The organism is Pseudoalteromonas sp. 20-MNA-CIBAN-0454 (genome assembly GCF_040308685.1).
Lineage (GTDB): Bacteria > Pseudomonadota > Gammaproteobacteria > Enterobacterales > Alteromonadaceae > Pseudoalteromonas > Pseudoalteromonas nigrifaciens.
This window is the reverse complement of record NZ_JBEOOB010000009.1, coordinates 85,244-98,770: the sequence shown is the minus strand read 5'-3', so window position 1 is coordinate 98,770 and position 13,527 is coordinate 85,244. Positions and strand designations below refer to the sequence as shown.

Sequence of the window (13,527 nt, the reverse complement as noted above, 5' to 3'; positions counted from 1 at the left end):
ATTAATACTCTTGTTCTTGCTCTACTAAGCTCAGCATCCATTCTTTAAATGACACTATTTTACCCATTTCTGTTTGCGACTCGCGCAGCACTAAATAATAAGCGTTTTTACTCTCTAAACTATGATTAAACGGGATCACTAATCGTCCGGCGTCAATATCGGGCTTAGCGAGTACACTATTGCCTATAGCCACACCTTGGCCATGCACTGCGGCTTGTAACACCATAGATGAGTGACTAAAAATAGGCCCTTGGTTAACTTGCACATTACGCACACCGGCGGTTTTCATCCATGTTTTCCAATTTTTACGTGTGGTGTCGTGCAATAAGGTATGGTGCGCTAAATCACTGGGTTGATTAAGTGGCTTAATGCCATTTAATAATAGCGGGCTACATAGCGGCACTAAATACTCGGTATGTAACTTAAAAGTTTGCACCCCACTCCAATGCCCACGGCCATAATAAATAGCAACGTCGACATCGTCGGTTAAAGAGTTTTCGTCTAGATCTTGCGCTTTTATTCGCACGTCTATTTCTGGGTGTAACTCATTAAATAAACTTAATCTGGGTACTAACCACTGAATCGCAAAGCTTGGCGTTAAGCTTACCGTTAAAGAGCCTTTTGCACCCCGTGCTAGTAATTTTTCAGTGGCGTCTATTAGTTGGGTAAATATTTCTTTTATATCGAGAAAGTAACCCTGCCCTTCTTCGGTTAATAATAACGAGCGGTTTCTGCGTATAAATAGCTTTAAGCCTAAATGTTCTTCTAATGTTTTTATTTGATGACTTACAGCGGCTTGCGTTACATATAGCTCTTCTGCAGCTTTGGTAAAACTTAAATGACGTGCTGCTGCTTCAAAGGCTTTAAGCGCGTTTAATGGAGGGACCCGTCTTGACATGATAACCACGCTTTGAATTAGTTTTTCTTATGCATGGAATTATATATTTAAGGTGTAAAAAAAGCGACCTTAGTCGCTTTTTAAATATTACCTAATATAGGTTATAAATTATAAATCGCTGGCACTGGTATCAAGCGGTGCGAAGCTTTTAATTAAATCATCTACAGCTTTCATTTGCGTTAAGTAGCCTTCTAATTTACTCAATGCTAGTGCACATGGGCCATCGCATTTTGCTTCATTTGGATTTGGGTGTGCTTCTATAAATAAGCCCGCAATACCAAGTGCCATACCACTGCGGGCAAGCTCTGCTGCTTGAGCGCGACGACCATCAGCCGAATCTGCACGGCCACCTGGGCGTTGTAGTGCATGGGTAGCATCAAAAATAACAGGTGCCATAACTTTCATGTCGTCCATGCCTAGCATATCAACCACTAAGTTATTATATCCAAAGCTTGAACCACGCTCACACAGTGCCACGTTGTTATTACCTGCTTCGTTAAATTTAGTAATAATATGGCGCATTTCGTGTGGGGCTAAAAACTGCGGTTTTTTTACATTTATAATTGCGCCGGTTTTTGCCATAGCAACAACCAAATCTGTTTGGCGTGCTAAAAATGCCGGTAACTGAATAACATCAACTACTTCAGCAACAGGTGCTGCTTGATGTGGTTCGTGTACGTCGGTAATTAATGGAATATTAAATGTTTTTTTAATTTCTTCAAATATTTTTAAACCCTCGTCTAAACCAGGGCCGCGGTAAGAGTTGATTGATGAGCGATTAGCTTTATCAAACGACGCTTTAAATACATAAGGGATATTTAATTTAGTGGTTACTTCTACGTAATGCTCTGCAACACGCATGGCTAAATCACGAGACTCTAATACATTAATACCGCCAAACAATACAAACGGTTTGTTGTTTGCAAGTTCTATGTCATTAATTTTAATAATTTGATTGTTCATTTTTATTCCTTATGGTGCAACTGCTTGCATCATTAATCCACAAATATAAGCCATATAAGTACCTACGCCATAGCCAAGTACCGCTAATAATACACCTACAGGAGCAAGCGACGGGTGAAACGCAGCAGCAACAACGGGTGCAGATGCCGCGCCGCCTACGTTGGCTTGTGAGCCTACCGCCATATAAAATAACGGTGCTTTAATTAGTTTAGCTACAATTAACATTAAGCTTGCATGGGTAAGCATCCATATAATGCCAATTACAAAATACATTGGTGTTTCAAAAATCGCCGTTATATTCATGTGTAAGCCGATTGATGCAACCAAAATATACAAAAATGTAGAAGCAACTTTCGACGCGCCAAACGATTCTATATGGCGTACTTTAGTAAACGATAAACTAATACCAATAGTGGTTGAGATCACGATTAACCAAAAAAACTTACTGTTTAAGCTGTACTCTTGTGCCCATGGGAAATTAGCACCAAAGTAAGGGCCTAAAAAGTCAGCACAAAAATGTGCCAAGCCGGTAATACCAAAGGCAATGGCAATAATCATCATATAATCGTTAAGCGTTGGCATGCGCGCATGCTCAGCATGATATTTTTCAACCCGGTTTTTAAGATCTTCAATGGCGCTGGTATCAGCACCTGTTCTTGCATCAATGGCTTTATGATTCGCTGCCATTAATAATAAAACGGCCATCCATAAGTTAGCAACAATGACATCTACCGTCACCATGGCCGAAAATATATCGCCGCCAACTTCAAACATTTCTTTCATTGATGCTTGGTTAGCACCGCCACCAATCCAGCTACCCGCTACCGTGGTCATACCGCGCCATACGGCATCGGGGCCATGTCCGCCAATTGCTTCTGGGTACACTGCGCTCATAATTAAAATAGCTAAAGGGCCACCAATAACAATACCTGTAGTACCGGTTAAAAACATAATAAGTGCTTTGGGGCCTAAGTTTATAATGGCTTTTAAATCAATACTTATAGTCAGCAGTATTAAACACGCTGGTAGTAAATAGCGTGACGCTACGTAATATACGTTTGATTTATTGCCATCAACAATACCAAAGGTATTAAGTAATGAGGGCAAAAAGTAACATAACAGTAAAGCGGGTACATATTTATAAAATGCTTTAAAACCTGGGTGCTGGCTGTTAGAGGTTTTAAACACAAACCCTAAAATAATAGCCAGTAAACCAAGTACCACAGCATCGTTAGTAATTAATGCAGTTTGGGCTTCAACCATAGTTATTCCTATTTTTAATGGTGAGTTTTATTATTATTGTCTTCTAGTTCTTCTATTTGGTGTTGAATAATCTCTATTGCAGGATCGTCTGGACATTCATCTACAAAAAACTGTAAATCGTCACGTGCCATTTTAGGGCAACCTAACTGATTGAGTAAATACCCTCTGTCGCGTCGCTCATAAGGGTCATCACCAATTATATCCATCAGCATTTCGACACAGTTTAACGCATGACCAAATTTATTTTCGCTAATAAACGACCACTTTTGCTGGGCTAAAAATAATTTATATACTTCGTCGTCAAAAATAAGCTCAAGTGGCTCTTGCTCTTGGGCGTTATCTTCGTCAACGTTTTCAGGAATGATATACCAACTTTGTTGGCCACTGCTTGGCTCAATGGTATAGCCTTCTTCATCACTCATAGCTACATGTATACCAATTTCACCTTGGGTAATACTTACGCAAGCGTCTAGTTTAGCATGTTGTAAAAAATGGCTGAGTAAAATAGCAAGTGTTGTTGGTGAACCACTGCGCATAGTTAATGTATAGCTTATGCAATTTAACTTGTACTCTGGCACTTTTAAGCTAGAAGCACTAAATAGCCATTCACTATAAAAACGATCTAGTAGCTTATCTAAACGCACATGTTCGTCAGATGTTTGCAGGCACAAAGCATCTATTTCCTGTTCAAAGGAAGTTAAAATTTCATAGCTAGGCGTTAAGTCAATCTGAGGGTCCCATTTAGATTCAGCTTGAATACAACGATAAATCGCCGGTGGCAAAAAATCATCATAAGCTTCATCAAAATAAGAGTCATCGTGTTCATCAAACCCGAGGGTGGTCATTCATACTACAACATTTTAGAAAACGAAGGCGTAGTTTACCTACTTTTTAAGCTAGATACCAATGTAGAGGGGCTTGAATGTGAACTTATGTTTAGAAATAGTTGAGCTTTGTACACAATTATACAAAGCTCAATTGGACTCTTTATTACTTATAAAAGCAGTGCCGATTTAGCGGTTGCTAAATAACCGATAGCTAAAATAACCAAAGTGTTAAAAATGGTATAAGCTACTTTGGGTGCTGTTTTTGTTTGTTTTGAGCTAACAATACCAACGGCAATATAAATAATCACTAGCACTATTTTTTCTAGTAACCAATATTGCTCAAACGGATTAATTTTAGCGATCCCCATTAGCATTAATGCTGACACAAGTAACAAAGTGTCTATGCCGTGGCTGCCAATAAACACCAGTTTATTTTTTGCCAACTTACCACTACCCATACGTGAAAATGAGCGTACATAAAATAAAATTACACTCAACATCGCAATCGCCATGTGTGAATGTTTAACTGCTAAATAATCCATAGTTTTAATACTTCTGTTTAGTTAAATGTTTTTATTTTTAAAAACGAATAAGCAGCGCAAATATTACACTGCTGTAATTTAGTTTAAGAGCACTGTGCAAGTGTAACGCGATCGTTATTGCCTAAGTCTTTCACTGTTTTAATATTTATAAATCCCATTTGTGCAAAAAACTGGCTAACCGCACCACTTTGCTCAAAACCATGTTCGATCAAAAGATAACCTTTAGCGTGAAGATAGTCACGTGATTGGGTAATTATTTGTTTTATATCAGCCAGTCCATCATCATCGGCAACAAGTGCTGAGAGCGGTTCAAAGCGCACATCACCTTGCTTAAGATGTATATCGGTTGTTTCTATATACGGCGGGTTAGATACAATTAAATCAAACTTTTCACCATCAAGCGCGCTAAACCAATTACTTTGCTTTACTTGCACATTATTAATGGCTAATCGCTGCTGGTTACGTGTAGCAAGTGCAACAGCATCGCTTACTCTATCTACTGCGGTAATTTGCCAAGTGGGCATTTCGCTACCCAGTGCTAACGCGATTGCGCCAGTGCCTGTGCCTAAATCGAGTACCTTTGCATTACTTGGCACCGCCATTTCAAGCGCTTGCTCTACTAAGGTTTCGGTATCTGGACGCGGTATTAAAGTGGTGGCATTAACCTCTAGCGATAAACTCCAAAACTCACGTTGCCCTGTAATATGTGCAACTGGCTCGCCATTTAAACGCCTTTGGCAAAATGTATCAAATTGCAGCTGTTGCTCTGTACTAAGCGTGTTTTCTGGCCAAGTAAAAAGGTAACTGTGAGGTTTTTGCAGTATATGCAGTAGTAAAACTTGCGCGTCTAATTTAGCGCTTTCGCTGCTAGGTGCTAATAAATTAGCGCCTGCAGCAATTGCTTGTTCGAGGGTTTGGGTCACTATTATTACTCGTCGCCCATGGCCGCTAGTAAGTCTGCCTGATGCTCTTGCATTAATGGCTCTACAATACAGCTTAAATCACCGGCTACCACTTCGTTTAAGCGATATAGGGTTAAGTTAATACGGTGATCGGTAATACGACCTTGCGGATAGTTATAAGTACGAATACGCTCAGAGCGATCGCCACTGCCGACTAAGTTACGACGCTCAGAGGCTTCTGCTGCATCACGCTTTTCGTCTTCAGCTTGTTGCAAACGCGCTGCAAGTACCGACATAGCTTTAGCACGGTTTTTATGTTGCGAGCGCTGATCCTGACACTCTACAACCACACCGGTAGGTATATGAGTAATACGAATAGCAGAATCGGTTTTATTTACGTGCTGACCACCCGCGCCTGATGCACGAAACGTATCAACTTTAAGATCGGCCGAATTAATTTCAATTGCTTCAGCTTCTGGTACTTCAGCCATTACCGCAACCGTACACGCCGAGGTATGAACTCGACCTTGCGATTCGGTTTCTGGTACACGTTGTACACGATGCACGCCAGATTCAAATTTCAGCTGACCAAAAACGCCTTCACCACTAATATTAGCAATTATTTCTTTATAGCCGCCGTGCTCACCTTCGTTGGTGGTCACCACATCTACTTTCCATTTTTTAGTTTCGGCATAACGGCTGTACATTCTAAATAAGTCGCCGGCAAATATAGCCGCTTCGTCGCCACCAGTGCCCGCTCGCACTTCTAAATACACGTTATTATTGTCTTTAGGATCTTTTGGCAGCATTAATACTTGAATTTCATCTTCTATGGTCAGTATTTGTGCTTTAGCTTCTTTGTATTCTTCTTGCGCCATTTCACGTATATCTGGGTCTGAATCTTTCAGCATTTCTTCTGCGCTTATTACATCTTGTTGCGCTTGTTGGTAGCTTAAAAACGTTTTTACTACCTCTTCTAAATCTGAGTATTCTTTTGAAAGTGCACGAAAGCGGTTTTGATCACGAATGACCGATGGGTCGCTTAGTAGCGCTTGTACTTCTTCATAACGCTCAACTAAGATTTCTAACTTATGATAAACGGATTCTTTCATTAACTGCTATTCCTGATCAATACCTAACATTTTTTTCAATTGGTTTAACTGAGCCACTTCACCTTTTTTCGCTGCATCTTGAATAGCACGGGTAGGCGCGTGCATTAAGCGATTGGTTAACTTATTGGCCAGCTCTAAAATAACTTTTTCGGCATCTTTACCTGTATTGAGCTGACTCACTGCTCGCTCTACAAGTTCGGACTTTATTGTTTGTACATCGTTTCGATAGTGGCGAATTAAATCCACCGAATCGAGTGAGCGTATCCACATTAAAAACTCTTTAGTGCACTCGGTAATAATAACTTCAGCCTGCTCAGCGGCTTCTTCTCGGGCACTCATATTCTCGCTAACAATGGTTTGTAAGTCATCAACAGAATATAAATAAGCATCGTCAAGTTCACCCACTTGGCTTTCAATATCGCGAGGAACCGCAATATCAATAAACAACATAGGCTTATAACGACGCTGTTTAAGTGCTTGCTCCACCACACCCTTACCAATAATAGGCAGTGTGCTGGCGGTAGAACTAATAACAATATCGGCTTTATGTAAACGCTCAGGTAGCTGAGCAAGTGCAATTACATCACCCGATACTTGATCCGCTAAACTACGTGCACGCTCAAGGGTTCTGTTCGCAACCGTAATGTTTTGCGGCTCATTTTGGTACAAATGTTTGGCTACTAGCTCAATTGTTTCACCGGCACCAATGAGAAGTACATTGGTTTTATCGAGCTTGCCATAAATATGTTTAGCTAAATTAACCGCCGCATAAGCAACCGACACTGCACTGGCACCAATGTTGGTTTCAGTACGTACTTGCTTAGCAACTGAAAACGTTTTTTGAAATAATCTATCAAACGTCACGCCCACAGCATTATGAGTTTTAGCACTGTTATACGCTTGCTTTATTTGCCCCAAAATTTGCGGCTCGCCCAGTACGAGTGAATCTAGGCCACAGGCTACGCGCATTAAGTGATTTATAGCATCACTACCTTCATGGCAGTAAATGTTTTTACTCAGTTCATGTTCATCCAAACCATGGAAACTAGATAACCACTGCAACAGTGTTTGGGAATTTTGCTGTGCAAGGCTACAATACACTTCAGTTCGATTACAGGTGGAAACAATCACTGCCTCATTAAAATGGGCGTGGCCACTTAATTGCTGTAGCGCCTCTGAAATTTGCTCAGGGGAAAAAGCCACTTTTTCACGTAATTCTACGGGAGCGGTTTTGTGATTAATACCAAGTGCGATTATGGTCATATTTGCCAAATATTGATGAGCCCTACTTTAAAGGCCGCAATTTTATCAAAAATCTCAGGAATATGGAAAGTAAGGAGCAACATTTGATTCGACAATATTTTATTTTAGCTATGTTTTTCTTGTTTTTAGCCGGCTGCGCTCATAAAAGAAATTTAGAAACAACCACTTACGAAAACTGGAAAACACATCTTGCCGAGCAAAGTATTTGGCAAGTAGAAGGTAAACTTGCTTTTATTAGCCCCGATGAGCGCCAATCTGCAAACTTAAACTGGCAACAGAGCCAAAATAACAATAATTTAGTGCTCACCACTTTTATTGGTACACGTATATTGTCACTCAAACAAACTGCAAATACGGCAGAACTAAACTATGATGGCGAGCAGTATTTTGACACCAATGCAACGGCATTACTAAAACGTTTAACCGGTTTTGCTTTACCGGTAAATAACGCCGACAGTTGGTTAAAAGGCACCATTGATGACCAAACTTTAAAGGTTGATCAATTAGGCCGCGCTAAAAGCGTATTATGGTTTGATAGTACAGGTAAAAAATGGCAAATTGAGTACGCTAGCTTTGTGCAAAAAAGCGGCTACTGGCTTCCCAGCAGACTAACCTTAACCCATCAAAAAATTAAAATTAAAATTCAACTCTACGATTGGCAGTTTAATTAACCATGAATAATATCACTTCATTTTCACTTATTGCGCCGGCAAAGCTCAATCTTTTTTTACATATTAATGGCCGCCGAGATGACGGTTACCATGAACTAGAAACCCTGTTTACGTTTTTAAACTATGGCGACGAACTTAGTTTTGAGTTAAGCGATTTACCTGCAATTATTGTTACCGGCGACACAAATGGCATAGCCACAACCGACAACCTTATCTATAAAGCGGCTTTATTATTGCAAACACAGTGCAAAATAAAGCAAGGCGTGAAAATAAATTTAATTAAACGTTTGCCAATGGGCGGCGGTGTTGGCGGTGGATCATCAGACGCTGCCAGCACATTATTAGCCTTAAATAAGTTGTGGAAAACAGCCCTCAGTTTAGATGAATTAGCTCATTTAGGCTTACAACTAGGTGCCGATGTACCCGTATTCATACATGGTAAAAGCGCCATAGCGCATGGGATTGGTGAGCAATTAGAACAAGTAATGCTTGAGCAAAAGTGGTATTGTGTGGTCTTCCCTAATCAACATGTAAGTACTGCTAAAATATTTACTCATCCTGAACTAAAACGCGACACGCCAAAAATTTCAGGAGACTGGCAACAGCATATTTTAACTAACGATTGCGAATCTTTAGTGAAAAAGCTGTGTCCCGAGGTTGAAAAAACCCTGCAGTGGTTGCTAAAATACGCTCCATCAAAGATGACCGGAACAGGTTCATGTTGTTTTGTAGAATTTGCTACGCAAGTTCAAGCACAAGATGTACTTGCTAATCTCCCCCATACTTGGCAGGGGTTTATCGCATCAAGCGTTAATACTTCTCCCGCTCATACGGAGTTAGCCGCCATATTTGATTGAAGTAACGTACAAGTAGTCATAAGTTAACACGCAGTGGTTTAATTATTGCCTGTTAGTCCAAAAATTCAGTGCCTGAGGAACCCTACCGTGCCTGACATGAAGCTCTTCGCTGGTAACGCAACACCTGAGTTAGCTCAAAAAGTTGCAAAACGTTTATATATTGAATTAGGCGATGCTGTTGTTGGCCGTTTTAGCGACGGTGAGATCAGTGTTCAAATTAATGAGAATGTTCGTGGATCGGATGTTTTCATCTTACAATCAACCTGTGCCCCTACAAACGATAACCTTATGGAACTTATCGTTATGGTTGATGCTCTACGTCGTGCATCTGCCGGTCGTATTACTGCCGTTATTCCTTATTTTGGTTATGCTCGTCAAGATCGTCGTGTACGTTCTGCCCGTGTACCCATTACCGCTAAAGTCGTTGCCGATTTCTTATCTAGTGTAGGTGTTGACCGCGTTCTTACGGTTGATTTACACGCTGAGCAAATCCAAGGCTTCTTTGATGTACCTGTAGATAACGTATTTGGTAGCCCTGTTTTACTTGAAGATATGAAAGCACGTCATTTTGACGACGTTGTTGTTGTATCTCCAGATATTGGTGGCGTTGTACGTGCGCGTGCTATTGCAAAACTACTAAACGATACCGATTTAGCTATTATTGATAAACGTCGCCCACAGGCAAACGTTTCTCAAGTGATGCATATTATTGGTGATGTTGAAGGTCGTGATTGTATTATCGTTGATGATATGATTGATACCGGCGGTACATTATGTAAAGCAGCTGAAGCACTTAAAGAACACGGTGCTAAGCGCGTATTTGCATATGCTACTCACCCTATTCTTTCGGGAAAAGCGGCTGAAAACTTGCGCAATTCAGTGATTGACGAAGTTATTGTAACTGACTCTATTCCACTGTCTGCAGAGCTTAAAGCACTTAATATTGTTAAAGTACTTACACTTGCCGACATGCTTGCAGAAACTATTCGTCGTATTAGTAACGAAGAGTCTATCTCAGCAATGTTTGAGCATTAATTAAAGATCTACTTTAGCGAAGCTAAGTAACTTTAATTTTAAAAAGCGCCTTTTGGCGCTTTTTTCGTAACTGTTATATATTTTGCTGGGGGGCGATGTTATGATAGCGCGCCTTTTGGCTAGGGACCTTGGTCGCAAAGGCCCTATACTTTTAATTATTGGAAACTATTATGTCAAACAAAACTTATGTATATAACGCAGAACTTCGCGAGCAAACTGGTACTGGTGCGAGCCGCCGCCTACGTCGCGAAGACAAAGTGCCTGCTATCGTTTACGGCGCAAACAAAGAAGCTACTTCAATCACTTTAGAACATAAAGATGTGATTAAAGCTCAAGAAAGCGAAGGTTTTTACACGCAAATTCTTACACTTAACATTGGCGGCGAGTCTGTTGAAACTATCCTAAAAGATATTCAACGTCACCCTTTCAAGCCTAAAGTTACACACCTTGATTTCCAACGTATCGATGCAAACCAAAAGCTACATACTATTGTTCCAATCCACTTTGTTGGTGAAGACGTTGTAGAAAAACTTGGTACAACTGTTGTTCGTCAGTTAACTGAAATCGAAATTTCTTGTTTCCCTAAAGCAATCCCTGATTTCGTAACAGTAGATGTTTCAAAATTAGTTGCAGGCGATTCTCTACATATTTCTGATGTTGCATTACCAGCTGGCGTTTCATCAATAGATTTAGCAAAAGGTCCTGGTCACGATCAGTCTATCCTAATTGTTAAAGCTAACAAATCAGCTCCAACTGAAGATGAAGCTGAAGACGCTGCAGAATAATATTTAAGGCTTAACACCTTGAATTCTATTCAAATGCTTGTGGGCCTGGCTAATCCAGGCCCCGAATACGCAAACACACGCCACAATGCAGGTGCTTGGTTCATTGAGCAACTCGCTGCACGCTATAACTGCACTCTAAAACACGATCCTAAATATCACGGCCTTACAGGTAAAGTGATTATTCAAGATCAAGAATTCAAATTATTGATCCCCACTACTTATATGAACTTAAGTGGTAAAGCGGTCGGTAGTTTAGCTAATTTTTTCAAAATTCCTGTGGAAAGCATTTTAGTTGCCCACGATGAATTAGACTTAGAACCTGGCGTTGCCAAATTAAAGAAAGGCGGCGGACACGGCGGTCATAATGGCTTAAAAGACATTATTGCAAAAATGGCAAATCAAAAAGACTTTATGCGCTTGCGCATTGGTGTAGGTCATCCGGGGCATCGTGAAATGGTAACTGGTTGGGTGCTAGGAAAAGCGGCCAAAGCAGACCAAGAAAAAATGGATGCTGCCATTGATGAAGCGGTACGCTGCATGGAAATACTTGCAAAAGATGGTGTGTTAAAAGCACAAAACAGACTACATTCGTTTAAACCCTAGTAACTTGGGTACAAGTTCGCCGTTTAAACGAATCTAAACAAGGTATCTTACTATGGGTTTTAAATGTGGCATTGTTGGCTTGCCTAATGTGGGTAAATCGACACTTTTTAATGCATTAACAAAAGCGGGTATTGAAGCCGCTAACTTTCCTTTTTGTACCATTGAGCCTAATACAGGTGTGGTACCAGTGCCTGATCCTCGCCTAGACGCACTTGCTAAAATTGTAAACCCACAGCGCATTCTTACAACAAGTATGGAGTTTGTAGATATTGCCGGTTTAGTAAAAGGCGCATCTAAAGGTGAAGGTCTTGGTAACCAGTTTTTAGCTAATATTCGTGAAACTGACGCCATTGGCCACGTAGTTCGCTGTTTTAATGATGATAATATTATTCACGTAGCTGGCACTATTGACCCTGCTGATGATATTGACGTTATAAACACTGAATTAGTGCTTGCCGATATGGACAGCGCTGAAAAAGCATCGTTCCGTAATGCTAAAAAAGCTAAAGGTGGCGATAAAGACGCAAAAGAGCAAAATGCAGTACTTGAAAAAGTAAAAGTACACCTTGATGAAGGCTTAACATTACGTTCTTTAGAGTTAACTAAAGAAGAAAAAGCAGCTATCAGCTCTATTAACTTTTTAACTATCAAACCAACAATGTATATTGCTAACGTTGCTGAAGATGGTTTTGAAAACAACCCATACCTTGATGTTGTACGCGCTATTGCCGCAGCAGAAGATGCGATTGTTGTTCCTGTATGTGCTGCTATTGAATCTGAGCTTTCTGAGCTAGATGAAGAAGACAAGCTTGAGTTTATGGCTGATCTTGGTTTAGAAGAGCCAGGCCTTAACCTTGTTATTCGTGGTGGCTATGAATTACTGCAATTACAAACCTACTTTACAGCAGGCGTAAAAGAAGTACGCGCATGGACTATTCCTGTAGGTGCAACTGCGCCACAAGCAGCAGGTAAAATTCATACCGACTTTGAGCGTGGCTTTATTCGCGCACAAACGATTGCTTTTGACGACTTTATTGCCTTTAAGGGTGAGAGCGGCGCAAAAGAAGCAGGTAAAATGCGCCAAGAAGGTAAAGAGTACATTGTAAAAGACGGCGATGTAATGAACTTCTTGTTCAACGTATAAATATACATTACCCAAATTTAGTGTGGTGATGATTTTAAAGGCTCGTTTTTACGAGCCTTTTTTATTTCTTTAATACCTGCTGCGGTTTTTTAACGTCTGTATTTGTTTAGCAAAATTGAAGAACTGCGAATAAGTTTAAGTTTATTGTTTTTAATGCAGCTAAAAAAACAGCATTTATGCTAAATTTTAGCCGCTTAGCTTACTTTTCCTGCAAACAAACCAAGTTAAGTGTTTTTTTGCAAAAAAGGTGTTGACGAATTTGGGCCATATCAGCATAATACGCCCCGCACTCAGCGATGAAGTGCTAACGAAAAAATATGGCTAAGTAGCTCAGCTGGTTAGAGCACATCACTCATAATGATGGGGTCACAGGTTCAAATCCCGTCTTAGCCACCATTATTTTTTTGTTACTCAATGAAGAGTTTAAAATAACTACCTAGTGTTTAATTACACAAAGTAATGCGGGAGTGGCGGAATTGGTAGACGCGCTGGATTTAGGTTCCAGTATCTTAGGATGTGAGAGTTCAAGTCTCTCCTTCCGCACCATTCTTGATAAGAATTAAAACTATCAATTGTTTTTGTTGGGATATCGCCAAGCGGTAAGGCACCAGGTTTTGATCCTGGCATTCCCAGGTTCAAATCCTGGTATCCCAGCCAACAAT

Annotated in this window: 14 protein-coding genes and 3 tRNA genes; 9 read left to right on the top strand and 8 right to left on the bottom strand. The window is 40.4% G+C overall.

Annotated elements, in window-relative coordinates:
- Position 1 precedes the first annotated feature (1 nt).
- The 8 genes from AAEZ22_RS06465 to hemA all read right to left on the bottom strand — a co-directional run bounded on the left by AAEZ22_RS06465 (position 2) and on the right by hemA (position 7,770).
- Positions 2-898, bottom strand: coding sequence for a transcriptional regulator GcvA (locus AAEZ22_RS06465; RefSeq protein ID WP_011327750.1), 897 nt, complete (start codon positions 896-898; stop codon positions 2-4).
- A gap of 108 nt (positions 899-1,006) precedes the next feature.
- Positions 1,007-1,861, bottom strand: coding sequence for a 3-deoxy-8-phosphooctulonate synthase (gene kdsA / locus AAEZ22_RS06460; protein WP_011327749.1), 855 nt, complete (start codon positions 1,859-1,861; stop codon positions 1,007-1,009).
- 9 nt (positions 1,862-1,870) lie between these two features.
- A complete protein-coding gene (locus AAEZ22_RS06455) occupies positions 1,871-3,124 on the bottom strand; it encodes a DUF819 family protein (RefSeq protein WP_011327748.1) in 1,254 nt (417 codons plus the stop codon).
- Positions 3,125-3,138: 14 nt separating this feature from the next.
- A complete protein-coding gene (locus tag AAEZ22_RS06450) occupies positions 3,139-3,969 on the bottom strand; it encodes a tetratricopeptide repeat protein (RefSeq protein ID WP_179808146.1) in 831 nt (276 codons plus the stop codon).
- Positions 3,970-4,118: 149 nt separating this feature from the next.
- Positions 4,119-4,493: a SirB2 family protein gene (locus tag AAEZ22_RS06445; protein ID WP_179808147.1), complete on the bottom strand. Its 375-nt coding sequence runs from the start codon at positions 4,491-4,493 to the stop codon at positions 4,119-4,121.
- 83 nt (positions 4,494-4,576) lie between these two features.
- Positions 4,577-5,416, bottom strand: coding sequence for a peptide chain release factor N(5)-glutamine methyltransferase (gene prmC, locus AAEZ22_RS06440; protein ID WP_352296624.1), 840 nt, complete (start codon positions 5,414-5,416; stop codon positions 4,577-4,579).
- Positions 5,417-5,421: 5 nt separating this feature from the next.
- Positions 5,422-6,507, bottom strand: a complete 1,086-nt coding sequence (gene prfA, locus AAEZ22_RS06435) for a peptide chain release factor 1 (protein WP_011327744.1) — start codon at positions 6,505-6,507, stop codon at positions 5,422-5,424.
- A 6-nt stretch (positions 6,508-6,513) separates the two neighbouring features.
- The gene (gene hemA, locus AAEZ22_RS06430) at positions 6,514-7,770 is read right to left on the bottom strand and encodes a glutamyl-tRNA reductase (RefSeq protein ID WP_182676838.1); all 1,257 of its coding nucleotides are present in this window, start codon (positions 7,768-7,770) and stop codon (positions 6,514-6,516) included.
- A gap of 83 nt (positions 7,771-7,853) precedes the next feature.
- On the opposite strand from hemA, the gene lolB reads away from it, so the two are divergent.
- The 9 genes from lolB (at position 7,854) to AAEZ22_RS06385 (ending at position 13,522) form a co-directional block, all read left to right on the top strand.
- Positions 7,854-8,441: a lipoprotein insertase outer membrane protein LolB gene (lolB, locus tag AAEZ22_RS06425; protein ID WP_182676836.1), complete on the top strand. Its 588-nt coding sequence runs from the start codon at positions 7,854-7,856 to the stop codon at positions 8,439-8,441.
- A 2-nt stretch (positions 8,442-8,443) separates the two neighbouring features.
- Complete coding sequence (gene ispE / locus AAEZ22_RS06420) at positions 8,444-9,298, top strand: 4-(cytidine 5'-diphospho)-2-C-methyl-D-erythritol kinase (RefSeq protein ID WP_011327741.1); 855 nt, start codon at positions 8,444-8,446, stop codon at positions 9,296-9,298.
- Between the two features lie 87 nt (positions 9,299-9,385).
- Positions 9,386-10,333: a ribose-phosphate pyrophosphokinase gene (locus tag AAEZ22_RS06415; RefSeq protein WP_011327740.1), complete on the top strand. Its 948-nt coding sequence runs from the start codon at positions 9,386-9,388 to the stop codon at positions 10,331-10,333.
- A gap of 170 nt (positions 10,334-10,503) precedes the next feature.
- A complete protein-coding gene (locus AAEZ22_RS06410) occupies positions 10,504-11,118 on the top strand; it encodes a 50S ribosomal protein L25/general stress protein Ctc (RefSeq protein ID WP_182676834.1) in 615 nt (204 codons plus the stop codon).
- A gap of 18 nt (positions 11,119-11,136) precedes the next feature.
- Positions 11,137-11,721, top strand: a complete 585-nt coding sequence (gene pth, locus AAEZ22_RS06405; protein WP_011327738.1) for an aminoacyl-tRNA hydrolase — start codon at positions 11,137-11,139, stop codon at positions 11,719-11,721.
- Between the two features lie 52 nt (positions 11,722-11,773).
- Positions 11,774-12,865, top strand: coding sequence for a redox-regulated ATPase YchF (gene ychF / locus AAEZ22_RS06400; RefSeq protein ID WP_011327737.1), 1,092 nt, complete (start codon positions 11,774-11,776; stop codon positions 12,863-12,865).
- Between the two features lie 319 nt (positions 12,866-13,184).
- Positions 13,185-13,261: transfer RNA gene (locus AAEZ22_RS06395), tRNA-Met, on the top strand.
- 65 nt (positions 13,262-13,326) lie between these two features.
- A tRNA-Leu gene (locus tag AAEZ22_RS06390) sits at positions 13,327-13,411 on the top strand.
- A gap of 36 nt (positions 13,412-13,447) precedes the next feature.
- Positions 13,448-13,522, top strand: a tRNA-Gln gene (locus AAEZ22_RS06385).
- Positions 13,523-13,527 lie beyond the last annotated feature (5 nt).